The sequence below is a fragment of the Azospirillum sp. B21 genome, from assembly GCF_008364825.1.
In the GTDB taxonomy this organism is placed as follows: Bacteria; Pseudomonadota; Alphaproteobacteria; order Azospirillales; family Azospirillaceae; genus Azospirillum.
Genome location: NZ_VTTO01000004.1, coordinates 262,802 through 287,770, shown reverse-complemented (window position 1 = coordinate 287,770; position 24,969 = coordinate 262,802). Strand labels below are relative to the sequence as shown.

General features: G+C 68.1%; 23 protein-coding genes and 1 tRNA gene. 15 read left to right on the top strand and 9 right to left on the bottom strand.

Features of this window, described 5'->3' with window-relative positions; genetic code table 11:
- Positions 1-3: 3 nt before the first annotated feature.
- The 3 genes from FZ983_RS12460 to FZ983_RS12440 all read right to left on the bottom strand — a co-directional run bounded on the left by FZ983_RS12460 (position 4) and on the right by FZ983_RS12440 (position 2,186).
- On the bottom strand, positions 4-1,023 hold the full coding sequence (locus tag FZ983_RS12460; RefSeq protein ID WP_149223857.1) for a KpsF/GutQ family sugar-phosphate isomerase: 1,020 nt from the start codon (positions 1,021-1,023) through the stop codon (positions 4-6).
- Positions 1,024-1,353: 330 nt separating this feature from the next.
- A complete protein-coding gene (locus tag FZ983_RS12445) occupies positions 1,354-1,980 on the bottom strand; it encodes a ribonuclease D (RefSeq protein ID WP_149223856.1) in 627 nt (208 codons plus the stop codon).
- 119 nt (positions 1,981-2,099) lie between these two features.
- A tRNA-Leu gene (locus FZ983_RS12440) sits at positions 2,100-2,186 on the bottom strand.
- Between the two features lie 288 nt (positions 2,187-2,474).
- On the opposite strand from FZ983_RS12440, the gene FZ983_RS12435 reads away from it, so the two are divergent.
- From FZ983_RS12435 to FZ983_RS12415, 5 genes are all read left to right on the top strand, one after another.
- On the top strand, positions 2,475-3,446 hold the full coding sequence (locus FZ983_RS12435) for a complex I NDUFA9 subunit family protein (protein WP_149223855.1): 972 nt from the start codon (positions 2,475-2,477) through the stop codon (positions 3,444-3,446).
- Positions 3,447-3,519: 73 nt separating this feature from the next.
- The gene (locus FZ983_RS12430; protein ID WP_149223854.1) at positions 3,520-4,305 is read left to right on the top strand and encodes a sulfite exporter TauE/SafE family protein; all 786 of its coding nucleotides are present in this window, start codon (positions 3,520-3,522) and stop codon (positions 4,303-4,305) included.
- Positions 4,306-4,429: 124 nt separating this feature from the next.
- Complete coding sequence (locus tag FZ983_RS12425; protein ID WP_149223853.1) at positions 4,430-5,614, top strand: MFS transporter; 1,185 nt, start codon at positions 4,430-4,432, stop codon at positions 5,612-5,614.
- A gap of 161 nt (positions 5,615-5,775) precedes the next feature.
- The gene (locus FZ983_RS12420; RefSeq protein ID WP_149223852.1) at positions 5,776-6,132 is read left to right on the top strand and encodes a hypothetical protein; all 357 of its coding nucleotides are present in this window, start codon (positions 5,776-5,778) and stop codon (positions 6,130-6,132) included.
- A 167-nt stretch (positions 6,133-6,299) separates the two neighbouring features.
- Positions 6,300-6,611 (top strand): hypothetical protein, encoded by a 312-nt coding sequence (locus FZ983_RS12415; RefSeq protein WP_149223851.1) that lies wholly within the window; start codon positions 6,300-6,302, stop codon positions 6,609-6,611.
- Between the two features lie 46 nt (positions 6,612-6,657).
- Here FZ983_RS12415 and FZ983_RS12410 read toward each other — a convergent pair whose 3' ends face one another.
- Positions 6,658-7,458, bottom strand: coding sequence for an undecaprenyl-diphosphate phosphatase (locus FZ983_RS12410; protein WP_149223850.1), 801 nt, complete (start codon positions 7,456-7,458; stop codon positions 6,658-6,660).
- A 387-nt stretch (positions 7,459-7,845) separates the two neighbouring features.
- Here FZ983_RS12410 and FZ983_RS12405 point away from each other — a divergent pair, with 387 nt between their 5' ends.
- Together FZ983_RS12405 and gltB are read left to right on the top strand one after the other, a co-directional pair.
- Complete coding sequence (locus tag FZ983_RS12405; RefSeq protein WP_149223849.1) at positions 7,846-9,294, top strand: NAD(P)-dependent oxidoreductase; 1,449 nt, start codon at positions 7,846-7,848, stop codon at positions 9,292-9,294.
- Between the two features lie 228 nt (positions 9,295-9,522).
- A complete protein-coding gene (gltB, locus tag FZ983_RS12400; RefSeq protein WP_149223848.1) occupies positions 9,523-14,085 on the top strand; it encodes a glutamate synthase large subunit in 4,563 nt (1,520 codons plus the stop codon).
- Positions 14,086-14,323: 238 nt separating this feature from the next.
- On the opposite strand, the gene FZ983_RS12395 is transcribed toward gltB, so the two are convergent.
- Both FZ983_RS12395 and FZ983_RS12390 read right to left on the bottom strand, forming a co-directional pair.
- Positions 14,324-14,854, bottom strand: coding sequence for a GNAT family N-acetyltransferase (locus FZ983_RS12395; protein WP_247883728.1), 531 nt, complete (start codon positions 14,852-14,854; stop codon positions 14,324-14,326).
- Complete coding sequence (locus tag FZ983_RS12390; protein WP_149223846.1) at positions 14,851-15,501, bottom strand: glutathione S-transferase family protein; 651 nt, start codon at positions 15,499-15,501, stop codon at positions 14,851-14,853. Before FZ983_RS12390 ends, FZ983_RS12395 begins: the two co-directional genes overlap by 4 nt.
- Positions 15,502-15,724: 223 nt before the next feature.
- Here FZ983_RS12390 and FZ983_RS12385 point away from each other — a divergent pair, with 223 nt between their 5' ends.
- From FZ983_RS12385 to FZ983_RS12365, 5 genes are all read left to right on the top strand, one after another.
- Entirely contained in the window at positions 15,725-16,402 is a 678-nt protein-coding gene (locus tag FZ983_RS12385; RefSeq protein WP_149223845.1) for an alanyl-tRNA editing protein, read from the top strand.
- A gap of 445 nt (positions 16,403-16,847) precedes the next feature.
- Positions 16,848-18,227 carry a leucyl aminopeptidase family protein gene (locus FZ983_RS12380; RefSeq protein WP_149223844.1) on the top strand — a complete coding sequence of 460 codons (1,380 nt, stop codon included), beginning with the start codon at positions 16,848-16,850 and terminating at the stop codon, positions 18,225-18,227.
- A gap of 191 nt (positions 18,228-18,418) precedes the next feature.
- Positions 18,419-19,441 carry a flagellar motor switch protein FliG gene (fliG, locus tag FZ983_RS12375; protein ID WP_149223843.1) on the top strand — a complete coding sequence of 341 codons (1,023 nt, stop codon included), beginning with the start codon at positions 18,419-18,421 and terminating at the stop codon, positions 19,439-19,441.
- A gap of 27 nt (positions 19,442-19,468) precedes the next feature.
- Positions 19,469-20,320: an AraC family transcriptional regulator gene (locus FZ983_RS12370; RefSeq protein ID WP_149223842.1), complete on the top strand. Its 852-nt coding sequence runs from the start codon at positions 19,469-19,471 to the stop codon at positions 20,318-20,320.
- 44 nt (positions 20,321-20,364) lie between these two features.
- The gene (locus FZ983_RS12365) at positions 20,365-20,820 is read left to right on the top strand and encodes a DUF2000 domain-containing protein (protein ID WP_149223841.1); all 456 of its coding nucleotides are present in this window, start codon (positions 20,365-20,367) and stop codon (positions 20,818-20,820) included.
- Positions 20,821-20,842: 22 nt separating this feature from the next.
- On the opposite strand, the gene FZ983_RS12360 is transcribed toward FZ983_RS12365, so the two are convergent.
- Together FZ983_RS12360 and FZ983_RS12355 are read right to left on the bottom strand one after the other, a co-directional pair.
- On the bottom strand, positions 20,843-22,039 hold the full coding sequence (locus FZ983_RS12360; protein ID WP_149223840.1) for a cyclic nucleotide-binding domain-containing protein: 1,197 nt from the start codon (positions 22,037-22,039) through the stop codon (positions 20,843-20,845).
- A 68-nt stretch (positions 22,040-22,107) separates the two neighbouring features.
- A complete protein-coding gene (locus FZ983_RS12355) occupies positions 22,108-22,605 on the bottom strand; it encodes a low molecular weight protein-tyrosine-phosphatase (protein ID WP_149223839.1) in 498 nt (165 codons plus the stop codon).
- Positions 22,606-22,771: 166 nt separating this feature from the next.
- On the opposite strand from FZ983_RS12355, the gene FZ983_RS12350 reads away from it, so the two are divergent.
- Both FZ983_RS12350 and FZ983_RS12345 read left to right on the top strand, forming a co-directional pair.
- The gene (locus tag FZ983_RS12350) at positions 22,772-23,515 is read left to right on the top strand and encodes an NAD-dependent deacylase (RefSeq protein ID WP_149223838.1); all 744 of its coding nucleotides are present in this window, start codon (positions 22,772-22,774) and stop codon (positions 23,513-23,515) included.
- A gap of 1 nt (position 23,516) precedes the next feature.
- Complete coding sequence (locus FZ983_RS12345; RefSeq protein ID WP_188092312.1) at positions 23,517-24,116, top strand: uracil-DNA glycosylase family protein; 600 nt, start codon at positions 23,517-23,519, stop codon at positions 24,114-24,116.
- Between the two features lie 17 nt (positions 24,117-24,133).
- Here FZ983_RS12345 and FZ983_RS12340 read toward each other — a convergent pair whose 3' ends face one another.
- On the bottom strand, positions 24,134-24,484 hold the full coding sequence (locus tag FZ983_RS12340) for a metallopeptidase family protein (RefSeq protein ID WP_014249055.1): 351 nt from the start codon (positions 24,482-24,484) through the stop codon (positions 24,134-24,136).
- 141 nt (positions 24,485-24,625) lie between these two features.
- Between FZ983_RS12340 and FZ983_RS12335 the strand changes: the two genes are divergently transcribed.
- Positions 24,626-24,928, top strand: coding sequence for a 4a-hydroxytetrahydrobiopterin dehydratase (locus FZ983_RS12335; RefSeq protein ID WP_149223836.1), 303 nt, complete (start codon positions 24,626-24,628; stop codon positions 24,926-24,928).
- The last annotated feature ends 41 nt before the right edge of the window (positions 24,929-24,969 follow it).

Here is a 24,969-nt window from a genome sequence, read left to right as displayed (position 1 = left end):
CGGTCAGGCGGCACCTGCGCGCAGGCAATCGTGGATGTGCACGATGCCCAGCGGCCGGTCGTCCTCGATCACGAACAGGGTGGTGATCTTCTTCTCGTTCATCTCCCGCAGCGCCTCGACGATCAACGCCTTCGGGCGGATGGTCTTTGGCCGCGGCGACATGATGCTGTCGGCGCGCTCTGCCAGAAGCTCCGGCGTCAGATGACGGCGCACGTCGCCGTCGGTGATGATCCCGACCAGCGCGCCCGCCTCGTCGGTCACCCCGACGCAGCCGAGCCGCTTGGCCGTCATCTCGAAGATGACGTCGGACAGCGGCGAGTCAAGGCGGCACAGGGGCAAATCGGTCCCCTTGTGCATGATGTCCGTCACCTTCAGCAGGGCGCGGCCCAGCTGTCCGCCGGGGTGGAACTCCCGGAAATCGGCGGCGGAGAAGCCGCGCCGTTCCAGCAGCGCCACCGCGATGGCGTCGCCCAGCGCCAGCATCATGGTGGTGGAGGTGGTGGGCGCCAAACCCAGCGGGCAGGCCTCCGGCACCGGCGGCAGGATCAGCGCCACGTCCGACTGCTCGGCCAGCGAGGAGGCGGCCCGGCGGGTCATGCCGATCAGCGGGATGCCGAAGCGGCGGGTGAAGGCGATGATGTCGGCCAGCTCGTGCGTCTCGCCCGAATTGGACAGCGCCACCACGGCGTCGTTCTTCGCGATCATGCCGAGGTCGCCGTGGCTCGCCTCGCCCGGATGGACGAAGAAGGCCGGCGTGCCGGTGGAGGCCATGGTCGCGGCGATCTTGCGGGCGACATGGCCCGACTTGCCCATGCCGGTGACGACCACCCGGCCTTCGATGCCGTTCAGCAGGTCGAGCGCCCGCAGGAAGGCTCCGTCGAGGCTGTCCGCCAGCGCCACCAGCGCATCCGCCTCCGTCCGCAGGACGCGGGTGGCGCAGGCGAGGTCGCGGTTCTCCAAGGCACTCGTTTCGGTCGAAGCGGCGGTCAGGCTGGACGTGATAGCGCTGGTCAAGGCGGTCATGCCTTCCGTTCAAAGGCCCGATAGGCAGGCCGTTCACAAACACGCGCCCGCCCGGATGGCTCCCGGCAGGCGCGTCGTGCAGTATGCCCGCCGGGGGACGCCGGGTCAAATCCACGCCTGGTCAGGGGAGGGGGCGCTCTCCCTCTCCCCCCCGGAGAGGGTCGGGGTGAGGGGGATGCACGGGGTGGACTCTCGGTGATGGGCTGCCGCGCGTCCCCCTCACCCTAACCCTCTCCCCGCTTTCGGCGGACCGGAGGTCCGCCTGTCGCGTCAGCGCAAACGTCGTTTGCGCGAGAGCGGGGGAGAGGGGACTTTCGCGTCACCGGGCGCTCAGTGCGCCAAAATGTCCGGGGTTTCCCAGCCGCCGAGGTCCAGTTCGCCGCGGGCCGGCAGGAAGTCGAAGCAGGCCTGGGCCAGATGGGTGCGTCCCTCGCGGGCCAGCATGACGTCCAGCTTCGCCTTCAGGTCGTGCAGGTGCAGCACGTCCGACGCCGCGTACTTCATCTGGTCGGTGGTCAACTCGGGCGCGCCCCAGTCGGAGGACTGCTGCTGCTTGGAGATTTCCACCCCCAGCAGGTCCTTGCACAGATCCTTCAGGCCATGGCGGTCGGTGAAGGTGCGGACCAGCTTGGAGGCCACCTTGGTGCAATAGACCGGCCGGCAGTCGACGCCCAGATAGGCCTTCATCACCGCCACGTCGAAGCGGGCGAAGTGGAACAGCTTGGTCACGCCGGGATCGGTCAGCAGTCGCTTCAGGTTCGGCGCCTCATACTGGCCGGGACGGAACTGCACCAGATGGACCGCACCGTCGCCTGCCGACAACTGCACGAGGCACAGGCGGTCGCGGTGGGGGTTCAGCCCCATGGTCTCGGTGTCGATGGCCACGCAGTTGTCGCGGGCGCCGGCGGCGAGGTCGAGGCCGTCGGGGAGGTCGCCGTCATGAAGGTCGATGGGCATGGTCGTTTCCCGGTGGTCAGGCCCCCGGCCACGGACCCTAGAAACGACGAACGCCGCTCTGCACTGCCTCCCTCTCGATCGAAGGAGCTGTGCATGCGGCGCAGCCGGGTAGAAAGAAATGGTGCCCAGGAGAAGACTCGAACTTCCACGACATTTCTGCCACAGGTACCTGAAACCTGCGCGTCTACCAATTCCGCCACCTGGGCTCGGTGCTCGGTGTGTGGGCGGTTGTTTAATGATCCGGCCGGGGGGCGTCAACAGCTTTTTTCCGACCCCTTCATTTTTTTGTCGCATCGCGGGTTTTCACCCCATCGCCGGCCGGCGCGGCAATGCAGTCCCTAGATTGGCGGCGGCCCATTCGCTATAAGCATGCCCGCAGTTCCAGCAGTCCTCATGGCGACACACAGTCGGACGACGCGCGGGGGCGCGCGGAAGCGGGTCAGCCGCCGCGTGAAAGCCCCGGTTACGGCGCGCAACGACACGGGAGACGGTCGATGTCCTATCGCACTCAGGTTATCACGGTGTTCGGCGGTTCGGGCTTCATCGGCCGCCACCTGATCCGGCGCCTTGCCAAGTCCGGCGCCCAAATCCGCATCGCCACCCGCAATCCGGGCAAGGCTACGTTCCTGAAGACGGCCGGCGCCGTCGGCCAGATCGTCCCCTTCGCCACCGACTGCACCAAGGACGAGTCGGTCGCCCGCGCCGTGCAGGGCGCGGACGTCGTCATCAACCTGCTGGGAGTGCTGTACGAGCGCGGGAGCCAGAGCTTCCAGGGCGTGCATGTCGATGCCGCCGCCCGCATCGCCCGTCTGGCCGCCGCCAACGGCGTCAACCGGCTGATCCACGTCTCCGCCATCGGCGCCGACGCCAATTCCCCCTCCTCCTACGCCCGTTCCAAGGCGGCCGGCGAGCAGGCGGTGCTGTCCGCCTTCCCGGCGGCGACGATCCTGCGCCCTAGCATCGTCTTCGGACCGGAGGACAACTTCTTCAACAAGTTCGCCGCGATGGCGCAGAAAGCCCCCGCCCTGCCGCTGATCGGCGGTGGCAAGACCCGTTTCCAGCCGGTCTATGTCGGCAATCTGGCCGACGCCGTCGTCGCCTCGCTGGAGAACGACGCCAGCCGCGGCAAGACCTACGAGCTGGGCGGTCCGCGCGTCTACACCTTCCGGGAACTGCTGGAGCTGACCCAGCGGGACATCCAGCGCCACCGCCCGCTCGTGACCATCCCCTGGGGTGCGGCCGAATCGCTGGCCGGCATCCTGGAGAAGGTGCCGGTGCTGGCCCCCGCCCTGACCCGCGACCAGGTGGCGCTGCTGAAGCAGGACAACGTCGCCTCCCCGACCGCGCTGGGCTTCAAGGACCTGGGCATCACCGAGCTTGCCACCTGCGAGGTGATCCTGCCGACCTACCTGTCGCGCTTCATCGTCGGCGGCAAGTACAGCGGCCTGACCGGCAACGCCCACTGAGCGGCGGAGCCCCTCCCGTGACTTCCGAAAGCCCCGGCCCCTGCGCCGGGGCTTTCGCATTGGAGCTTTTGCCTTGAACGGGCTGCGCGCGCTTGCCTCCTTCCTCAGCGGCGCCGTCATCGGCACGCTGGGCGGCCTGATCGGGCTGGGCGGGGCCGAGTTCCGGCTGCCCCTTCTGGTCGGCGCCTTCCGCTTCGCGGTGCTCGACGCCGTCATCCTGAACAAGGCGATGAGCCTCGTCGTCGTCGCCGCCGCCCTTCCCTTCCGTGCCGGCGCGGTCCCGCTCGGCCTCGTCGCCGCCAACGGGACGGTGATCGTCAACCTTCTGGCCGGCAGCCTGCTGGGCGCCTGGATCGGTGCGGGCTGGGCGGTGCGGATGGACGCCGCCCGGCTGCACCGGGTGATCGCCCTGCTGCTGGTGCTGATCGCCGGCGTCCTGCTGTTCGGCCATGGCGCGGCGGGCGGCGGGGCGCCTGCGGTGGGCGGTTTGGCGCTGGTCGCCGCCGGGACCGCCGCCGGCTTCGCCATCGGCGTCGTCGCCTCCATCCTGGGCGTGGCCGGCGGCGAGCTGCTGATTCCGACGCTGGTCCTGCTGTTCGGCGTCGACGTCAAGCTGGCGGGCAGCCTGTCCCTGGCGATCAGCCTGCCGACCATGATCGCCGGCTTTTCCCGCTACGCCCGCGACCGCAGCCTGTCGGTGCTGGCCCGCAACCGCGGATTCGTGCTGCTGATGGCGGCGGGATCGCTGGCCGGCGCCTTCATCGGCGGCCGGCTGCTGGGCGTCGTGCCGGAGTCGGTGCTGCTGCCGGCCCTGTCGGCGATCCTGCTGCTGTCGGCCGCCAAGATGTGGCGGCACTGAGAGTTTCGTGGCAGCACGTCTGCGGAGTTCCGCCCGCTTGCGGCATGGCACGCCTGCCGCTTCCCTGCTTGATTTCCCCGCCGTCCGCCGTCATGTCGGCAGTTCAACAGAGACGGGACGGGCGATGACAGGGGCAGAGGATATCCGCGGCGGCGCGGGTCGGGTGGTGGAGCAGGCCGCCGCCGCGCGCTGGGCGACCGTCACCGCCTTCTTCCTGAACGGCACCGTCTTCGGCGTCTGGGCGACACAGATCCCGCTGCTGAAGAACCGGCTCGACCTCAGCCCCGCCATACTGGGGGTGGCGCTGCTCTGCCTTGCCGTCGGCGCGCTGACCGCGATGATCGCCAGCGGGCCGCTGCTGGGGCGGCTGGGCAGCGCGCCGGTGACGCGGGTGACCGCCCTGCTGTTCGCCGCGTTCCTGCCCCTGCCGGCACTTGTGCCCGACGTGGTGACGCTGTGCATCGTGCTGGCGCTGTTCGGCGCGTCGGGCGGCACCATGGACGTCGCCATGAACGCCCAGGGCGCGCTGGTGGAGCGGCGGCTCGGCCGGCCGATCATGTCCTCGCTGCATGGGATGTGGAGCCTCGGCGGGCTGGCGGGTGCCGGCTTGGGCGGGCTGCTGCTGCCGCTGATGGCGCCGGCGGCGCAGGCCGCGCTGGTGTCGGTCGGGCTGGTCGCGCTGTTCCTCGCCTTGCAGGGCCGGTTCCTGCCCGACCGCAACGCCTCGTCCGGCGGGTTGGTCCTGCCCGACCGCAAGACCCTGCTGCTCGGCCTGCTCGCCGCTCTGTCCTTCATGAGCGAGGGCGCCATCCTGGACTGGAGCGCCATCCATCTGCGCGACGATCTCGGCGCCCCGGCCTCGCTCGCCGGCATGGGCTTCGGCGTGTTCTGCGCCGCCATGGCCGCGGGACGCTTCAGCGGCGACCGGCTGCGCCACCGCTTCGGCGGGGCGACGCTGATGAGCGGCGGCGGGCTGCTGGCCGCGGCCGGGCTGGGGCTCGTGCTGGCGGCCGGTGTGGTGGCGGACGGATCGCCGCTGCTGGCGATGGCCGGGTTCGGGCTGACCGGGATCGGCCTGTCGAACATCGTCCCGGTGCTGTTCAGCACGGCGGGCGCGGTGGACAGCGGCCGCGCCGACCATGCCGTCGCCGCGGTGTCGACCATGGGCTACACCGGCGTGCTGGCCGGCCCGCCGCTGGTCGGCTTCATCGCCCAGGCGACCAGCCTCGCCACCGCCTTCGCGCTGATCGCGGTGCTCGCCCTGTTCGTGGCCGTCGCCGCGGCGCGGGCGGTGCCGCGGTCGCACTGATCCGAGGGGCCGAGGCCGCGACAAAAGTAAAGTGGCAGCGTTGCCTATTTGACAGGCGGCGACACCATTTCCTATTGTTTGGGAATCACCCGCATTTCGGAGCGGCTCGGCCGACGTGGTGTTTTGAACGCCCGATATCCGCATCTCATAGGGAGTTGGCAGTGGTTCGGAACAAGCAGCTGCGCGACGAGATGATGCTCTGCTTCCAGGGAAGCCCGACCGGCCACGAAAGCTCGGACACTCGGGATGAATGCGGTTCGTCGGCACCGACGCTTGTCCGTCCCTCGAAGCCGCTGAAGGCCCAGCCCCTCGTTCTGCGCAAACGCAGCCCACGTTCGATACCGGACGGCTCCCCCGCAGTTCCTCCCGGCTACCGTTTGGCCACGCGGGAGGAGCTTTACGATACCGGCCGCGGTCACTTCGACCCGAGCGAAGTGAGCGTTTGTCCGCCGCAGAGCCGCGAAGAGATCGAGGCACTTGACCGTGTTGTCGCCATGCTTGAGGCGCAGCCTCGCTGAACGAGGTGTGAGCGGAGTCGTCTCTCAGTGCCGTCTCTTGGTTCCGGCGGCACGTGGGGCGTGCAGAGCGCGGCTTGGATGCGGCCCTTCGTCGCCAAGGCCAATGCCCATTGCAATCGGCGGAGACTTCCGGAAGAGTCCTTGCAAGACTCCGGCAATCCGCATGCATGATGATCAGACCTGTCCTTGTAGACTACAACGGCATCGCGTTTCCGGCGGACGATGACGACGCGGCGGCGCTTCATGCAGTTCTGCTGAAAGCGGTTCGCAGTCCGATGCACCCGGACGATGTCCGGCCGATTGCCGGAGAGACGGTGCTGATCATGTCGGTCAATCACGGCAGACGTACGGCCGGCGTCGCTTACCGCTGTGCCGTCATATCGCCGCCTGCGGGGACGGTCTACCGCATCGGCAACCGGCTTACGGATGAGCCATACATCCTCTTGTCGATACGGCACATGGTGGTCGGGAAACGCTGAGCCCGGCAGTTTCCCGCCGGGCGACGTCGCAGGACCATCCGCCGCATCACAGATACAGGAAGGCCAGCATGCCGGTGCCGATGGCGATGCGGTACCAGCCGAAGGGGGTGAAGCCGTAGCGGCCGACGAAGTCGACCAGCGTCTTCACCACCAACGCCGCGGCGATGAAGGCGGTGACGAAGCCGACCAGGATCAGCAGGCCGCTGTCCAGGCTCATCACCGACCAGTTCTTGTAGAGGTCGTAGGCGGTGGCGCCGGCCATGGTCGGCACCGCGAGGAAGAAGGAGAACTCGGCCGCCGCCTTGCGGTCGACGCCCATCAGCAGGGCGCCCAGGATGCTGGCCCCCGACCGCGACACGCCCGGCACCAGCGCCAGGCACTGACAGAAGCCGATCTTCAGCGCCAGCGGGGCGGAGAAATTCTCGATCTTGTGATAGCGGGCGACCGGGATCAGCCGCTCCACCAGCAGGATGGCGACGCCGCCCAGGATCAGGGCGATGCTGACCACCGTCGGGTTGAACAGCAGCGTCTTGATGACGCCATGCAGGGCGGCGCCCAGCACCATCGCCGGCAGGAAGCCGATCAGCACCGCCATCACGAAGCGCCGCGCGCCAGGATCGTCCTTCAGCCCCGTGGCGACATGCCACAGCCGCTGGAAATACACCACGCAGATCGCGAGAATGGCGCCGAGCTGGATCACCACCTCGAACACCTTGCCGGGCGGCCCCTGGAAGCCCAGCAGTTCGTCCAGCATGATGAGGTGACCGGTGGAGGAGACGGGCAGGAACTCGGTTAGCCCCTCCACCAGACCCATCAGGGTGGCGTCCAGATATTGATCGATCATCATCGTGGCACGGAGCCTTCGGCACGGTTGGATGTTGCGGTGCTTATAGCAGGCGGGGCCGGTGCTTGGCGACGGCGAGGGGTCGGTACCCCTATTTGCGAGATAGTCTCATTTGTGGACTAATTTTCTGTCTCGTTTTTGTGACGCTATGCCGCACCGCTCATGCATTCCAGCCTTGCGGGAGAAAAGGTCAACAAAACGGACCTATCGGTTCTTTTGTGCTTCCGCCGTCCCCGCGCATGCGTTATATGACGAGCGTCCGCCACTTTGCGGACGTTCGATTTCAACCCAGCCGGTCGGTGTAGGCCAACGCCGCAGCCCCCGGTCAGGCCCAGCAAGGCGATGTCCCCGCAGCAGACGACGGGGCCGCGAAGCGAAGGAGCAGACGTCATGGCGAACCAGAAAATGTTGGGCTTCGTGCACACCGCGCAGAAGATGCCCGACAAGCGGTCCGCCGCCGACCGTCGCCAGGACTTCGCCGAGATCTACGCCCGCTTCAGCGACGAGCGCGCCGGCGAGCAGGCCAACCGCTGCTCGCAGTGCGGCGTTCCCTTCTGCCAGGTGCATTGCCCGGTCTCCAACAACATCCCCGACTGGCTGAAGCTGACCGCCGAGGGCCGCCTTGAGGAAGCCTACGAGGTCTCCCAGGCCACCAACAACTTCCCCGAAATCTGCGGCCGCATCTGCCCGCAGGACCGCCTGTGCGAGGGCAACTGCGTCATCGAGCAGTCGACCCACGGCGCCGTCACCATCGGTTCGGTGGAGAAGTACATCAACGACACCGCCTGGGAGAACGGCTGGGTCAAGCCGCGCAAGCCGGCCCGCGAGCTGGGCCTGTCGGTCGGCGTGATCGGCGCCGGCCCGGCCGGCCTCGCCGCCGCGGAGGAGCTGCGCGCCAAGGGCTACGAGGTCCATGTCTACGACCGCTACGACCGCATGGGCGGCCTGCTGGTCTACGGCATCCCCGGCTTCAAGCTGGAGAAGGACGTCGTCGCCCGCCGCGTCCAGCGTCTGGCCGATGCCGGCGTCATCTTCCATTCGAATTTCGAGGTCGGCCGCGACGCCTCGCTGGCCGAGCTGCGCGAGCGCCACGTCACCATCCTGGTCGCCACCGGCGTCTACAAGGCCCGCGACATCGAGGCTCCCGGCGCCGGCCTGAAGAACATCGTTCCGGCGCTGGAATACCTCACCACCTCCAACCGCGTCGGCCTGGGCGACTCCGTCGAGGCTTACGAGAATGGTTCGCTGAACGCCGCCGGCAAGAAGGTGGTGGTGCTCGGCGGCGGCGACACCGCCATGGACTGCGTGCGCACGGCGATCCGCCAGGGTGCGACCTCCGTCAAGTGCCTGTACCGCCGCGACCGCAAGAACATGCCGGGCTCGCAGCGCGAAGTGGCGCATGCCGAGGAAGAGGGCGTCGAGTTCGTCTGGCAGGCCGCTCCCGAGGGCTTCACCGGCGGGGACGTGGTGACCGGCGTCCGCGCCGTGCGCATCCATCTGGGTGTCGCCGACGCCACCGGCCGCCAAACCCCGCAGGTGATCGAGGGCTCCGAGTTCACCGAGCCGGCCGACCTCGTCATCAAGGCTCTCGGCTTCGAGCCGGAGGATCTGCCGGGCATGTTCGGCGCGCCGGACCTCACCGTCACCCGCTGGGGCACGCTGCTGGTCGACCACCGCACCAAGATGACCAGCCTGGACGGCGTCTTCGCCGCCGGCGACATCGTCCGCGGCGCCTCGCTGGTGGTCTGGGCCATCCGCGACGGCCGCGACGCCGCCGAGGCGATGCACGCCTACGCCCAGACCGTCGGCGCCCCGAAGCTGGCGGTTGCCGCCGAGTAAGTCCACCCAGTCGCAACGCCGCCCGCCCCCTCCCCGACCCTCCCCCGCTTCGCGGGAGAGGGAGTTGAGCGCAAAAGCGGCGGAGTTCCCTCTCCCGCAAAGCGGGGGAGGGTTAGGGAGGGGGCAAGCGTCCCCCATCCCAAGTTCGTCACCAGAACCACCGTCTACCCCAGGGGGCCATCCCTTCCGCCCCCCAGGTCAACGTCCAGACTGTGAAAGGGTCGTTCCATGACCGCCGAGTTTAACCAGGGCTCGTTGAACCAGGGTGAGCAGTTCGTCGCCGATTTCCGCGCCAACGCCGCGGCGCTGACCACTGCGCACGCCTACAATCCGGCCGACGAGCACGACGCCTGCGGCGTCGGCTTCATCGCCGCGATCGACGGCAAGCCCCGCCGTTCGGTGGTCGAGAAAGGCATCGAGGCCCTGAAGGCGGTCTGGCACCGCGGCGCGGTCGACGCCGACGGCAAGACCGGCGACGGCGCCGGCATCCATGTCCAGGTGCCGCAGAAGTTCTTCAAGGACCACGTCAAGGTCATCGGCCACACCCCGCCGGAGAACAACCTGGCGGTCGGCCAGGTCTTCCTGCCGCGCATCAGCCTGGACGCCCAGGAAGCCTGCCGCTGCATCGTCGAGACCGAGATCCTGGCCTTCGGCTATTACATCTACGGCTGGCGTCAGGTGCCGATCAACGTCGACATCATCGGCGAGAAGGCCAATGCGACCCGGCCCGAGATCGAGCAGATCATCATCGGCAATTCCAAGGGCGTGTCCGACGAGCAGTTCGAACTCGACCTCTACATCATCCGCCGTCGGATCGAGAAGGCGGTGCATGGCGAGCAGATCAACGACTTCTACATCTGCTCCCTGTCGGCCCGTTCGATCATCTACAAGGGCATGTTCCTGGCCGAACAGCTGTCCACCTTCTACCCGGACCTGACCGACGACCGCTTCGAGTCGTCCTTCGCCATCTACCACCAGCGCTATTCGACCAACACCTTCCCGACCTGGCCGCTGGCCCAGCCCTTCCGCATGCTCGCCCACAACGGCGAGATCAACACGCTGAAGGGCAACGTCAACTGGATGAAGGCGCACGAGACCCGGATGGAGCATCCGGTGTTCGGCACCCACATGGCGGACCTGAAGCCGGTGATCGGCGTCGGCCTGTCCGACTCGGGCGCGCTCGACACGGTGTTCGAGGTTATGGTCCGCGCCGGCCGCAGCGCGCCGATGGTCAAGATGATGCTGGTGCCGCAGGCGCTGACCAGCTCGCAGACCACGCCGGAAAACCACAAGGCGCTGATCGCCTACTGCAACTCGGTGATGGAGCCGTGGGACGGCCCGGCCGCGCTCGCCATGACCGACGGCCGCTGGGTCGTCGGCGGCATGGACCGCAACGGCCTGCGCCCGATGCGCTACACCATCACCACCGATGGCCTGATCATCGGCGGCTCCGAGACCGGCATGGTCAAGATCGAGGAGAACCAGGTGGTCGAGAAGGGCCGCCTCGGCCCGGGCGAGATGATCGCCGTCGATCTGCAGGCCGGCAAGCTGTTCAACGACCGTGAGCTGAAGGACCATCTGGCCAGCCAGAAGCCCTGGGGCCAGTGGGTCAAGAACACCACGCACCTGGACGAGCTGGTGAAGTCCGCCGCCTTGAAGGGCGAGCCGTCGGAGATGGAGAAGGAGGAGCTGCGCCGTCGCCAGATGGCCTTCGGCCTCGCCATGGAAGACATGGAGCTGATCCTCCACCCGATGGCGGAGGACGGCAAGGAAGCCGTCGGCTCGATGGGCGACGACAGCCCCATCGCCGTGCTGTCGGACAAGTACCGCGGCCTGCACCACTTCTTCCGCCAGAACTTCTCGCAGGTCACCAATCCGCCGATCGACTCGCTTCGCGAGCGCCGGGTGATGAGCCTGAAGACGCGTCTGGGCAACCTCGGCAACATCCTGGACGAGGATGAGAGCCAGACCCGGTTGCTGCAACTCGACAGCCCGGTCCTGACCACCGCCGAATTCCACGCCATGCGGGAATACATGGGCGACACCGCCGCGGTGATCGACGCGACCTTCCCGGTCGATGCCGGTCCGGACGCCCTGCGCGATGCCCTGCGCCGCATCCGCCAGGAGGCGGAGGACGCCGTGCGCGGCGGCGCCAACCACGTCGTCCTGACCGACGAGGCGATGGGTTCGGCCCGCGCCGCCATTCCGGCCATCCTGGCGACCGGTGCGGTCCACACCCACCTGATCCGCTCCAACCTGCGCACTTTCACCTCGCTGAACCTGCGCACGGCGGAATGCCTGGACACCCATTATTTCGCGGTGCTGATCGGCGTCGGCGCCACCACCGTCAACGCCTATCTGGCGCAGGAAGCGGTGGCCGAGCGCCAGCGCCGCGGCCTGCTCGGTTCGCTGTCGCTGGAAAAGGCGATGACGAACTACAAGAAGGCCATCGACGACGGCCTGCTGAAGATCATGTCCAAGATGGGCATCTCGGTCATCAGCAGCTACCGCGGCGGCGGCAACTTCGAGGCCATCGGCCTCAGCCGCGCCCTGGTCGCCGAGCATTTCCCGGCGATGGTCAGCCGCATCTCCGGCATCGGCCTGAACGGCATCCAGAAGAAGGTTCTGGAGCAGCATGCGCTGGCCTATGCCGGCGAGGCGCTGCCGCTGCCGGTCGGCGGCTTCTACCGCTTCCGCAAGTCGGGCGACCGCCATGGCTGGGAGGGTGGGATCATCCACACCCTGCAGCAGGCCGTCACCAACGACAGCTACACCACCTTCAAGAAGTATTCGGAGCAGGTGAACAAGCGGCCGCCGATGCAGCTGCGCGACCTGCTGGAGTTCCGCACCACCAAGGCCGCCGTTCCGGTGGACGAGGTGGAGAGCATCACCTCCATCCGCAAGCGCTTCATCACGCCGGGCATGTCGATGGGAGCATTGTCGCCCGAGGCGCACGGCACGCTGAACGTCGCCATGAACCGCATCGGCGCCAAGTCCGACTCGGGCGAGGGCGGCGAGGATCCGGCGCGCTTCCGTCCCGACAAGAACGGCGACAACTGGAACTCCGCCATCAAGCAGGTGGCGTCGGGCCGCTTCGGCGTCACCGCCGAGTACCTGAACCAGTGCCGCGAGCTGGAGATCAAGGTCGCCCAGGGCGCCAAGCCCGGCGAGGGTGGCCAGCTGCCCGGCTTCAAGGTGACGGAGATGATCGCGCGGCTGCGTCATTCGACGCCGGGCGTCATGCTGATCAGCCCGCCGCCGCACCACGACATCTACTCGATCGAGGATCTGGCTCAGCTCATCTATGACCTGAAGCAGATCAACCCGGACGCCAAGGTCACGGTGAAGCTGGTCAGCCGGTCGGGCATCGGCACCATCGCCGCCGGCGTGGCCAAGGCCAATGCCGACATCATCCTGATCTCCGGCAACTCCGGCGGCACCGGTGCCTCGCCGCAGACCTCGATCAAGTTCGCCGGCCTGCCCTGGGAGATGGGCCTGTCGGAGGTGCATCAGGTCCTGACGCTGAACAAGCTGCGCCACCGTGTGCGGCTGCGCACCGACGGCGGCCTGAAGACCGGCCGCGACATCGTCATCGCCGCCATGCTGGGCGCGGAAGAGTTCGGCATCGGCACCGCCAGCCTGATCGCCATGGGCTGCATCATGGTCCGGCAGTGCCATTCCAACACCTGCCCGGTCGGCGTCTGCGTCCAGGACGAGAAGCTGCGCGAGAAGTTCGTCGGCACGCCGGAGAAGGTCGTCAACCTCTTCACCTTCCTGGCCGAAGAGGTCCGCGAGATCCTGGCCCGCCTGGGCTTCCGCTCGCTGACCGAGGTGATCGGCCGCACCGACCTGCTGCATCAGGTCAGCCGCGGCGGCGCCCACCTGGACGACCTCGACCTCAACCCGTTGCTGGCCCAGGTCGATCCGGGCGAGAACGCGCGCTACTGCACGCTGCAGGGCCGCAACGAGGTGCCGGACACGCTGGACGCCCGCATCGTCGCCGATGCCCGCCCGCTGTTCGAGGAAGGCGAGAAGATGCAGCTCGCCTACAACGCCCGCAACACGCAGCGCGCCATCGGCACGCGGCTGTCCTCGATGGTCACGCGGAAGTTCGGGATGTTCGGGCTGCAGCCCGGCCACATCACCGTCCGCCTGCGCGGCACCGCCGGCCAGTCCCTGGGCGCCTTCGCGGTCCAGGGCATCAAGCTGGAGGTGATGGGCGACGCCAACGACTATGTCGGCAAGGGCCTGTCGGGCGGCACCATCGTGGTCCGTCCGGCGACCAGCAGCCCGCTGGAGTCGAACAAGAACACCATCATCGGCAACACGGTGCTGTACGGCGCCACCGCCGGCAAGCTGTTCGCCGCCGGCCAGGCGGGCGAGCGGTTCGCGGTGCGCAACTCCGGCGCCACCGTGGTGGTGGAGGGCTGCGGCTCCAACGGCTGCGAGTACATGACGGGCGGCACGGCTGTCATCCTGGGCAAGGTCGGCGACAACTTCGCCGCCGGCATGACCGGGGGCATGGCCTACCTGTACGACCCGGAGGACTCGCTGCCGCTGCACATCAACGAGGAAAGCGTCATCTTCCAGCGGATCGAGGTGCCCCATTACGAGGCCCAGCTCCGCGCCCTGATCGAGGAGCACGTCGCCGAGACGCAGAGCCGTTTCGCCGCCGAGATCCTCAACGATTGGCAGCGTGAACTCGGCCACTTCTGGCAGGTGGTTCCGAAGGAGATGCTGCACCGTCTGGCCGTGCCGGTGACCCTGCCGCGCGCCATCCCGGCGGAGTAAAGCCCTCTCCCACAAGCAGCGGACCATCCCCTCTCCCCCCCGGGGAGAGGGTTAGGGTGAGGGGGATGCACGGCGTGTCTTTTCCGGGTGACCGACACCTCGCATCCTTGCCGATCCTCGCAGTGCCTCCCCCTCACCCCGACCCTCTCCCCGGGGGGGAGAGGGGGAATTGAGGAGCGGACATGAAAACGGCGCGCCATCCGGCAGGACGGCGCGCCGTTTCTCATTCGGGGTTGCGTCAACCGGTGGGTGGAGTCAGCTCCAGTACCATGACGATGCTGTCGAACTGGACGCCGGGCGCCAGGATCACCGACCGCTTTCCAACCGCGCGGAAGCCTGCCGACTCATAGAACCGCTCGGCAACGAGGCTCGACAGGCACTCCAGCCGGCGAACGCCGGCAACCCGCGCTTCCTCGATGCAGCGGCCGAGAAGGGCGCTGCCGACGCCGCGGCGCAAAACATCGGGATGGGTGGCGAAATGCCGGATATGCCCGACCGTTGGATCGACCGGCTGGCAGGGCGCTCCCGGCGGTTCGCGGGTCCAGCCGCCGCAGCCGATGACGGCGCCGCCCTCTGACACCGCCAAATGATAGGTGCCCGACCGCAGCAGCAGCGGGTTGGCCTTCATCATCGCCGGCAGGGCGCGCTCCAGCACGTCCGCCGGATAGCCCGCGGCCATCAGCGGCGGGTATGAGGCCCGGAGCAGCGCGCCGACCGCCTCGGCATCCTCCGGCCCCGCCGGCCGGATGGTGAAGCCGGCATTGCTCAAGGCTCGAACTCCCAAGGCTCTTCCTTGGCCGCCGCGATCCATTCCCGCATCGCCGGCAGCGCCAGCACGGCATCCATGTAGGCCCGCGACTCCGGCGACTCCGCAACGCCATAGGTCTCCAGCCGCGTCACCACCGGGGCGAACATGGTGTCGGCGATGGTAAAGGCTCCGAACAGGAACGGCCCGCCCGCCGGGATGCCGAAGCGCGCGCGCATATCGGCCCACAGCGCCTCGATGCGGGCGATGTCCGCGGCGGTCGCATCCGTCATGCCCTGCCCTTTGCGGTCGCCCTTCAGGTTCATCGGCATGCTGGTGCGCAGCGACACGAAGCCGGAATGCATCTCCGCCGACACCGCCCGCGCGACCGCCCGCGCCGCCCGGTCCGCCGGCCACAGCCCGGCCTCGGGCGCCAGTTCCGCCACATATTCGCAGATCGCCAGCGAATCCCACACGGTCAGCCCGGCATGGATCAGGGACGGCACGCGGCCCGACGGCGAATGCTCGGCGATGCGCGCGGCGGTGTCCGGCTGGCGCAGGGGAATGACGGTCTCGGCAAAGGCAAGACCCGCCTGCTTCATCGCCAACCAGGGGCGAAGCGACCACGACGAATAAGCCTTGTTTCCCATCACCAGAGTCAGGTCGGACATCGGGCTGCACCTTTCAGGACATGCAATCTGCGGGGGCGTGAGCATGACCCGGCACCGGGACCGGAGCAAGCCTTCGGGTTGCGCCGGAGCAAGCATCTGCCCCATCCGCGCGACAACGCTTTTCCGGGCATTTCATCGAGACCGGTCTATTATATGGCCGTGTGGGCGGGCGGACTGTCCATCCGCGACACAAACCGATCCGTTACGTTGCGCGAGGTTCTCCATGACCCGGAAGATGTTCTGGGACGATCCCTACCGCACCCGCCTGGATAGCCGCATAGCCACGGTCGACGGCGACGAGGTGACGCTGGAGGCCACCATCCTCTATGCGCTCTCCGGCGGGCAGGAGAGCGATGCCGGCACGATCGGCGGCCTCGAGGTGCTGGAGGCCCGCAAGGACGGTCGCGAGATCCGCTACAGGCTTGCGCCCGGCCACGGCCTCGGCCCCGGCGAAGCCGTCGCTCTGGAGATCGACTGGGAACGCCGCTACCGGCTGATGCGCCTGCACTTCGCAGCCGAGATCGTGCTTGAACTGGTGATGGGCCGCCTGCCCGGCATCCACAAGGTCGGCGCCCATATCGCCGCCGACAAGGCGCGCATCGACTTCGCCTGGAACGAGCCGCTGACCCCGCTGCTGCCCGAATTCGCCGCCGAGGCCGCGCGCATCGTCGCCGCCGACACCCGCATCCTGAGCGGCTTCAGCGACGAGGCTGCCGAGCGCCGCTTCTGGGAGATCCCCGGCTTCGCCAGGGTGCCCTGCGGCGGCACCCACCTGCGCCGGACCGGCGAGATCGGCGCGCTGACCCTCAAGCGTCGCAACACCGGCAAGGGCAAGGAGCGGATCGAAATCGCGCTGGCCGACGTTCAACCGTCTCCCGTGCCTCAGACGGGAAGCGACTAGCTCCCTGGTCGGCAAGAAGCACTGGCGGCTTCCTCTCCCTGTGTTAGGATATTTTACCTACGAAATTGGGAGGGTCGCGGCATGTCCCCGATGCGCCGTTCCATTGCAGCAGATCGTCCCACGCCGTTCCGGCAGGATCGCCCAACCGCGACCCGCCCGGCACAGGGAACAATGGAACATCGCCGGAAGCCTGTTTCACATTGTTTCATCCGTTCCATCCTGACCCGTCGAAAGGGAGGCATGGCCGGACCGGGACGGCCGGATGGAACACTGGAACATGCCCGGAAAACCGTTCCACTCTGTTCCATCCGCCGACTTTCACAGCCCGCCCATGCCTGCCCGGCGCATCGCACCCCTTTCCAGCCGGGGCCGGCCGCGCCATCCTTGGAGGATGGGCATCCGCATCGGATGCGTGACGTGATCTCGTGAGAAGGATTCCCCAGTCTTGCTCGCCACCCTGCTTGCCGTCGACGGCCCCGACACCGTCGCCCTCACCCCCGTGACCAAGGCCGGGCTGCCCGACTGGCTGGCCGCGCAATCGCCGGCCACAGCATCCTGGGTCAAGGCGGTCGGCTTCACCGGCGAGGCCGGATCGACCGTCTTCCTGCCGGGACCGGACGGGGGCGTCGCCCATATGCTGGCCGGCGTGTCGGCCATCGACGATTTGTGGGCCTTCGCCGGGATGCCCGCCTCGCTTCCGGCCGGCTCCTACAAGATCGACGCGGCACTGGACGCGCGGGCGGCGACACGGGCCGCGCTGGGCTGGGCGCTCGGCAGCTATCGCTTCACCCGCTACAGGAAGCCGCCGGAGAAGGGCTTCGCCAATCTGGTCTGGCCGGCGGAGGCCGACCGCGGCGAGGTGGAGCGGGCGGCGACCGCCACCTGGCTGGTGCGCGATCTGGTGAACACCCCGGCCTGCGACATGGGTCCGGCCGAACTGGCCCAGGCGGCGCAGGATCTGGCGGCGGAGTTCGATGCGGCGGTCGAGGTGATCGTCGGGCAGGACCTGCTCGACCGCGACTATCCGGCCATCCATGCCGTCGGCCGCGCCAGCCCGCGCGAACCGCGGCTGATCGACCTGCGCTGGGGCAACCCGCAGCATCCGAAGGTCACCATCGTCGGCAAGGGCGTGTGCTTCGACACCGGCGGGCTGGACCTGAAGCCGTCCTCGGCCATGCTCATCATGAAGAAGGACATGGGCGGGGCTGCGCATGCGCTGGCGCTCGGCCGGATGATCATGATGGCCGGGCTGCCGGTTCGGCTGCGCGTGCTGGTGCCCGCGGTGGAGAATGTCGTGTCCGGCGACAGCTTCAAGCCGCAGGACGTGCTGAAGACCCGCAAGGGCCTGACGGTGGAGGTCGGCAACACCGATGCCGAAGGCCGCCTGATCCTGTGTGATGCGCTGGCGGAGGCCGATTCGGAGAAGCCGGAGCTGCTGATCGACTTCGCCACCCTGACCGGCGCCGCCCGCGTGGCGCTGGGGCCCGACCTGCCGGCGCTGATGTGCAACGACGACGCGCTGGCCAACGACCTGACGGAGGCCGGGAGCGCGGTGGACGACCCGATGTGGCGGCTGCCGCTGTGGGCGCCCTACCGCAAGGGGTTGGACAGCAAGGTGGCGGACATCAACAACGTCACCACCAACGGCTTCGCCGGCGCCATCACCGCCGGGCTGTTCCTGCAGGAATTCGTGTCGAAGGGCACGCCTTGGGCGCACCTGGACACCTATGCCTGGAACGGTTCCGCCCGTCCCGGCCGTCCGGAAGGCGGCGAGGCGCTGGGCCTGCGCGCCGCCTATGCCGTGATCGCCAAGCGGTTCGGCTGAGGTTACAGCCGGCGGGGGCAAGGGGCGGCAGGAAGGGTGGGGGAATTGGTTGAATTCGTCCCCACCCCTCTCCCCTGAAGGGATGGAATGCGCAAGCGGATCGTATTAAAACGGAAGAATAGGAAACCTGACGTGTAAGAATGAACCGCCCGCCTCCGGCGCGAGGTGGGCGGATCGGTGGAGGCGGACAGATGGCGTTGAAGGTTCGCGAGGATTACCGGACCCTCACCGGCCCGGAAAAGGCCGCCATCATGATGCTCGCGCTGGGCGAAGAGCATGCCACCAGACTGTTCTCGCTGATGGACGACGAGGAGATCAAGGAGCTGTCCCAGGTGATGGCGAACCTGGGCACGGTGTCGGCCAACCTGATCGAGCGCCTGTTCGTCGAGTTCGCCGAGCAGATGTCGGCCACCGGCTCGCTCGTCGGCTCCTTCGATTCGACCGAGCGGCTGCTGCTGAAGACCCTGCCCAAGGACAAGGTCGACCAGATCATGGAGGAAATCCGTGGTCCGGCGGGCCGTACGATGTGGGACAAGCTGGCGAACGTCAACGAATCGGTCCTGTCCAACTACCTGAAGAACGAGTACCCGCAGACCGTCGCGGTCGTCCTGTCCAAGATCCGTCCCGAACATGCCGGCCGGGTGCTGACCCAGCTTCCGGAAAGCTTCGCCATGGAGGTCGTCATGCGGATGCTGCGCATGGAGGCGGTGCAGAAGGAGGTTCTGGACGATGTTGAGCGCACGCTGCGCACGGAGTTCATGACCAATCTCGCCCGCACCAGCCGCCGCGACAGCCACGAAATGCTGGCGGAGATCTTCAACGGACTGGACCGCACCACCGAGCACCGCTTCATGGCGGCCCTGGAGGAGCGCAACCGCGACAGCGCCGAGCGCATCAAGTCGCTGATGTTCACCTTCGAGGATCTGTCGAAGCTCGACCCCGGCGGCGTCCAGACCGTCCTGCGCACGGTGGACAAGCAGAAGCTGGGCACCGCGCTGAAGGGCGCGTCGGAGTCGCTGAAGGATCTGTTCTTCTCCAACATGTCCGAGCGCGCGGCCAAGATCCTGCGCGAGGACATGGCTGCCATGGGCCCGGTCCGCGTCCGCGACGTGGACGAGGCGCAGATGTACATGGTCCAGCTGGCCAAGGACCTCGCCGCCCGCGGCGAACTGGTCATCTCCGAAGGCGGCGGCGAGAACGAGCTGATCTACTGACCGACGATCCGGCAATGGGGGTGCCGCATGGGACGCATGGCGGACGGCAAGCAGGACTGGGTGGCGGTCCGCCGCGACGCGGAGACCGGCATAGAGACCATCCGCGCCCATTTCCGCGGCCATGCCTATGACCTGCACGACCATGACGAGCTGCTGGTCGGCGTCACCGAACAGGGGGTGCAGGCCTTCCGCTGCCGGCGGCGGCTGCACACCAGCACCCCCGGCCGCGTCATCCTGATCGAACCCGGCGAGGCCCATGACGGCCATAGCCCCGCTGAGGACGGCTTCACCTACGCCATGCTCTACCTGCCGGTGCCGCTGCTGACCGCGCGCACCGATGCCTTGAACGATCTGATGCCGCGTGCCACCGGCTGTTTGGGCTTCCGCGACACGCTGGCCGACGATCCCGGACTTGCCGCGGCGATCCTGTCCGCCTTCCTGGCCCTGCACCGCGGGGAGGGGCGGCTTGCCCGCGACCTGTCGGTGGACCGTCTGGCGGCGAGGCTGACCGGTCATGTTGCCCCACCGCCGGACCGCCAGCGCCTGCGCCCCGACCGCGCCGCCGCCCTGGCGCGCGACCTGCTGCACGCCCGCATGGCCGAGGATGTCGGGCTGGACGAGCTGTCGGCCGCCGCCGGCGTCGACCGCTTCCGTCTGAACCGCGCCTTCCGCGCCGCCTTCGGCCTGTCGCCGCATGCCTATCTGGTCCGGCTGCGCCTGCGCGCCGCCCGGCGGCGGCTGGCCGGCGGCGAGGCCCCGGCCCTGGTCGCGGCAGAGGTCGGGTTCGCAGACCAGAGCCATCTGGGCCGCTGGTTCCGCCGCGCCTACGGCATGACGCCCGCCGCCTACCGCGATCTGTGCACGAACGTTCCAGACTGAGACGCGATCATCCGGCATCTGGATGGGCGAAGGAGACTACCGCCATGCCCGATACCCAGATAGCCGAACCCATCGCCCCTGACGCACCCATCCGCTTCGACACCAAGGTCGCGCTGGTCATCCGCGCTGATCTGCCGGTGTGGCAGAAGCTGAACGTCGCCGCCTTCCTGGCCACCGGCATCGCCGCCGCAGCCCCCGAAGCGCTGGGCGAGCCCTATGTCGACGGTGCCGACCGACGCTATGGCCGGATGCTCGGCCAGCCGATCATGATCTTCGCAGCCGATGGCGACCGGCTGCGGGCGGTCCGCGACGGCGCCTTGGAACGGGGGCTGACACTGGTGCCCTACGTCGCCGCCATGTTCGCCACGGGGCACGATGCCGCCAACCGTGCCGCTTTCCGGGCCGAGGATCCGGCCGCCCCCGATCTGGTCGGACTGGCCCTGCGCGGGCCGAAGAAGGCGGTCGACAAGACGGTGAAGGGGCTCGCCCTGCACGGGTAGAAGGCGACGGCGGCTTCCGCCCTCACAGCTCCTGCGGCAGGGTGATCGTCACCGTCGTGCCGGCCCCCGGCGCGCTGTCGAAGGCGACCCTGCCGCCGAGCGGGCCGGTCACCGTGTTGAAGACCACCGCCAGACCCAACCCCTTGTGGCCGCGGCTGCGGGCGGTGGTGAAGAAGGGATCGGTCAGGAGCGGCAGATGCTCCGCCGGAATGCCGGCGCCGCGGTCGCGGACGATCAGGTTCCAGGCCGGCACCGCATCCAGCGTCGCCGGCTCCACCGCCACCTCGGCGACGCCGGGACCGCCGGCATAGCCATGGGCGGCGGCGTTGGCGAACAGGTGGTGCAACACTCGCTCCAGCGGTTGGGTGCAGCCGATCCAGGGACAGGGGGCGCCCGGCATCACCCGCAAGGCCAGCGGCAGCTCCGGATGCTGGACGGCGAACAGCGCCGCGATGTCGGCCGCCGTCTGGCGCAGGTCCAGCGCCTCCAACGGTTCGGCGTTCTGGCAGGCGGCGATGGCGGAAAACGCCTCCACCAGCTCCACCGCGCGCGCGAGATTGGCATCGAGCAGGGCGGCCGGCTCGCGCAACTCCTCGGTTGCGAGCGGGCCGTTGCCGGGACGGGCCATCTCCTGCAGGTGGCTGGCGGCGGTGACGCAGACGCCGAGCGGCGTGTTCAACTCATGCGCCAGCCCGGTCACCGCCTGGGTGATGGCGCGCTGGCGGGCCAAAGCCGATTCGGCGATGCGGGTGCGGCGCTCCAGATCCTCGCGCACCACCCGTTCCGACACCTCGCGGATCATCCGGCTGAGTTCGCGCAGCAGCTTCGCCAGCAGATCGGGCGAGGGGGAGATCAGCGCCAGGAACAGCTCGCGTTCCAGCTCGAACACCGTCACCGGCGTGGCGGCGATCACCGAGGCGGAGCGGGCGCCGCCGTCGATCAGCGCCATCTCGCCGAAACAGTCGCCGGCGCGGCGGAATCCGACCTCCACCTGACCGCCGAACTGGTCGTTGCGCACCACCCGCACCGTGCCGTCCAGCAGCACATAAAGCGAGCTGGCGCCGTCGCCTTCGCGCATCAGCACCGTGCCGACCGGTGCATCGAACACCCGCCCGCGCGAGGCCACGGCCGCGCGCTCCTCCGGCGAGAAGGCCTCGAACAGCACGATGCCGTCGAGGATTCCGCCGGGCGTGGTGGTGCCGGTGGCTGCGCTGGTCATGGCGGACGGATGCTCCGAAAGGGCTAATCCCGGCAGCATAAACCAAGCAACCGGGTCACAGCGAGACGTTAACCGATGCGTTCGCGAATCGGAAACTTGCTTTCGCGCATCAGGCGGTCCAGCAGGCCGTGCGACCCGGCCTCGCACAGGTCCAGCACCTCTTCGAAACCGTCCGGGCCACCATAATAAGGATCGGGAACCTCGCGGCCCTCAAATCCCGGCGCGTCGTCCAGGAACAGGCGGAGCGATGCGGTGGTACCCGGCGGAGCGATGCGGCGCAGCTGGGCCAGATGGCCGTGGTCCATCGCCAGGATATGGTCGAAGCGGGTGAAGTCGGCCGCCGCCACCTTGCGGGCACGCAGAGCCGACAGGTCGACACCGCGGGCCAGTGCCGCGTATTGCGTGCGCAGGTCGGGTGGCTCGCCGACATGATAGCTGTGGGTGCCGGCGGAATCGGCGATCACATGCGGCCCGAGACCGGCGCGCTCGGCCAGATGGCGGAACACCCCCTCGGCGGTCGGCGAGCGGCAGATGTTGCCCGTGCAGACGAACAGGACCTTGACCACCTGCGGTATCCCCCTTCCTTCTTTTCAGCGGCTTTACTTCCGGGCGCGACGAGCGTACGCCGCAGCAGTTTTCCACATGACCGGTTTCCGAACCGTTAGATCGGATCGCGTAAAATCGGACTCGATTTGAAGCGTGAATCCGATCGCCAGACATCAAGGGGATGCCATGCCCTCACCCGCGCTGACCAACCGCCTGCGTCCGACCGACTCGATCGTCATCCTGACCGGGGCCGGGATTTCCAAGGAATCGGGGCTGGACACCTTCCGCTGCGCCGGCGGCATCTGGAGCCAGGTCGATCTGGAGGATGTGGCGACGCCGCAGGGCTTCGCGCGCAACCCCGACCTCGTCCACCGCTTCTACAACGACCGTCGCCACGGCCTCGCCGACCCGGCGGTGCAGCCCAACGCCGCGCACCGGGCGCTGGCGGAGCTGGAGCGGCGCTGGAAGGGCGATGTCCTGCTGGTGACCCAGAACATCGACGATCTGCACGAGCGCGGTGGGTCGACGGCGCCGCTGCACATGCATGGCGAACTGCTGAAGGCCTTTTGCCTGCATTGCCGCACGGTGGTGGAGGTGCAGGGCGACCTGTCGGTGCACGACCATTGCCTGACCTGCGGGCGCAAGGGCGGCATGCGGCCGGACGTGGTGTGGTTCGGCGAGATGCCCTACCAGATGGAGCGCATCCAGCGGGCGCTGGAGGAATGCGACCTGTTCGTGTCGATCGGCACATCGGGCCATGTCTACCCCGCTGCCGGATTTGTGGCAGAGGCGCGGTCGGCCGGCGCCTATACGGTCGAGCTGAACCTGGAACCCTCGGAAGGCGCGTCCTATTTCCACAGCTCGATCAACGGCCCGGCGACCCAGGTGGTGCCGGCCTTCGTCCAGGATTTGCTATCGATTGTCCGATGACATGATTGAAGGCGGTTCCGACCTGGACCGCCTGTTCGCGAGGGTGCGCGCCTGCACGCTGTGCGCGGGCGTCCTGCCACACGGCTGTCGCCCTGTCCTGCGCGGCACCCCCGCCGCCCGCCTGCTGATCGTCGGCCAAGCGCCCGGCGCACGGGTGCATGCCAGCGGCATCCCCTGGGACGACGCCTCCGGCGACCGGCTGCGCAAGTGGCTGGCGATGGACCGGACCGCCTTCTACGACGAATCCCGCATCGCCGTGGTGCCGATGGGGCTGTGCTATCCCGGAACCATGCCGAAGGGCGGCGATTACCCGCCAAGACCCGAATGCGCGCCCTTGTGGCACCCGCCGGTGCTCGACGCGCTGTCGGGCGTCCGGCTGACCCTGCTGATCGGGCAGTACGCCCAAACGCGCTATCTGGGCGACCGCCGGAAGGCGACGATGACGGAGACGGTGGCGAACTGGCGCGACTACGGACCGGCCTATATCCCGCTGCCGCACCCGAGCTGGCGCAACACCGCCTGGCTGAACCGGAACCCCTGGTTCGAGGAGGAACTGGTGCCGGCCCTGCGCCGCCGGGTGGCCGACGCGCTGGAGGGCTGAACGCCCTCCCCCTCCACCTACTCCATCGTCTCGATCCGCTCCATGTCGTCGTCGGAGAAGCCGAAATGATGGCCGATCTCATGGATCAGGACATGGCGGACGATGGCCGGCAATTCTTCGCCCGTCTCGCACCAGTAATCCAGGATCGGCCGGCGGTAGAGGAAGATCATGTCCGGCCCGCCGCGCAGGTCGGCGACGCTTTGCCGCGTCAGATCCACACCCCGGTACAGCCCCAGCAGATCGAATGGGCTTTCCAGCTCCATCTCCCGCTCGGTATCCTCATCGGGAAAATCCTCGACATGGATGACGAGGTTTCCGACCGGGGCCAGAAGCTCCGCCGGGATGGTTTCAAGCGCTTCTTCGGCCATGCGCTCCAGGTCTTCGACCGTGGGCGGAACCGTATGGGGACCTGAAGGTTTCCGTATCATGCCGCAGAAGGTAGCGGACCGCTGCCCGTTCGCCAAGAAGCTGCGGGCGGCAAAAGAGGGACGAAAGAAAGGGAGGTTATCATGTCCGATCGTTTGGTTGGCGCGCATCGCCAGACGGCACTGAAGGAACTGCACGGCTGGTCGGAGGTGCTGGAACGCGACGCCATACGCAAGACCTTCCATTTCGCCGACTTCCCGGCCGCCTGGGGGTTCATGAACCAGGTCGCCCTGCTGGCCGAGAAGACCGGCCACCATCCCGAATGGTTCAACGACCTCGGCCGGGTGGAGGTGATCCTCTACACCCGCAGCGCCGATGCCGTGACCCAGTCCGACATCGACTTCGCCCACCGCCTGGATCAGATGGCCCCGCTGCACGACCGGTAGGCTCGCTCACCGGGAAAAAGACCTTCTCCCTTTTCGCGGGG

Bases quoted from the DNA above. Each gene is read 5' to 3' on its own strand.
- FZ983_RS12460 (WP_149223857.1), bottom strand. From the start codon at position 1,023: ATGACCGCCTTGACCAGCGCTATCACGTCCAGCCTGACCGCCGCTTCG.
- FZ983_RS12445 (WP_149223856.1), bottom strand. From the start codon at position 1,980: ATGCCCATCGACCTTCATGACGGCGACCTCCCCGACGGCCTCGACCTC.
- FZ983_RS12435 (WP_149223855.1), top strand. From the start codon at position 2,475: ATGTCCTATCGCACTCAGGTTATCACGGTGTTCGGCGGTTCGGGCTTC.
- FZ983_RS12425 (WP_149223853.1), top strand. From the start codon at position 4,430: ATGACAGGGGCAGAGGATATCCGCGGCGGCGCGGGTCGGGTGGTGGAG.
- FZ983_RS12415 (WP_149223851.1), top strand. From the start codon at position 6,300: ATGATGATCAGACCTGTCCTTGTAGACTACAACGGCATCGCGTTTCCG.
- FZ983_RS12410 (WP_149223850.1), bottom strand. From the start codon at position 7,458: ATGATGATCGATCAATATCTGGACGCCACCCTGATGGGTCTGGTGGAG.
- FZ983_RS12405 (WP_149223849.1), top strand. From the start codon at position 7,846: ATGGCGAACCAGAAAATGTTGGGCTTCGTGCACACCGCGCAGAAGATG.
- gltB (WP_149223848.1), top strand. From the start codon at position 9,523: ATGACCGCCGAGTTTAACCAGGGCTCGTTGAACCAGGGTGAGCAGTTC.
- FZ983_RS12390 (WP_149223846.1), bottom strand. From the start codon at position 15,501: ATGTCCGACCTGACTCTGGTGATGGGAAACAAGGCTTATTCGTCGTGG.
- FZ983_RS12385 (WP_149223845.1), top strand. From the start codon at position 15,725: ATGACCCGGAAGATGTTCTGGGACGATCCCTACCGCACCCGCCTGGAT.
- fliG (WP_149223843.1), top strand. From the start codon at position 18,419: ATGGCGTTGAAGGTTCGCGAGGATTACCGGACCCTCACCGGCCCGGAA.
- FZ983_RS12370 (WP_149223842.1), top strand. From the start codon at position 19,469: ATGGGACGCATGGCGGACGGCAAGCAGGACTGGGTGGCGGTCCGCCGC.
- FZ983_RS12365 (WP_149223841.1), top strand. From the start codon at position 20,365: ATGCCCGATACCCAGATAGCCGAACCCATCGCCCCTGACGCACCCATC.
- FZ983_RS12360 (WP_149223840.1), bottom strand. From the start codon at position 22,039: ATGACCAGCGCAGCCACCGGCACCACCACGCCCGGCGGAATCCTCGAC.
- FZ983_RS12350 (WP_149223838.1), top strand. From the start codon at position 22,772: ATGCCCTCACCCGCGCTGACCAACCGCCTGCGTCCGACCGACTCGATC.
- FZ983_RS12345 (WP_188092312.1), top strand. From the start codon at position 23,517: ATGATTGAAGGCGGTTCCGACCTGGACCGCCTGTTCGCGAGGGTGCGC.
- FZ983_RS12340 (WP_014249055.1), bottom strand. From the start codon at position 24,484: ATGGCCGAAGAAGCGCTTGAAACCATCCCGGCGGAGCTTCTGGCCCCG.
- FZ983_RS12335 (WP_149223836.1), top strand. From the start codon at position 24,626: ATGTCCGATCGTTTGGTTGGCGCGCATCGCCAGACGGCACTGAAGGAA.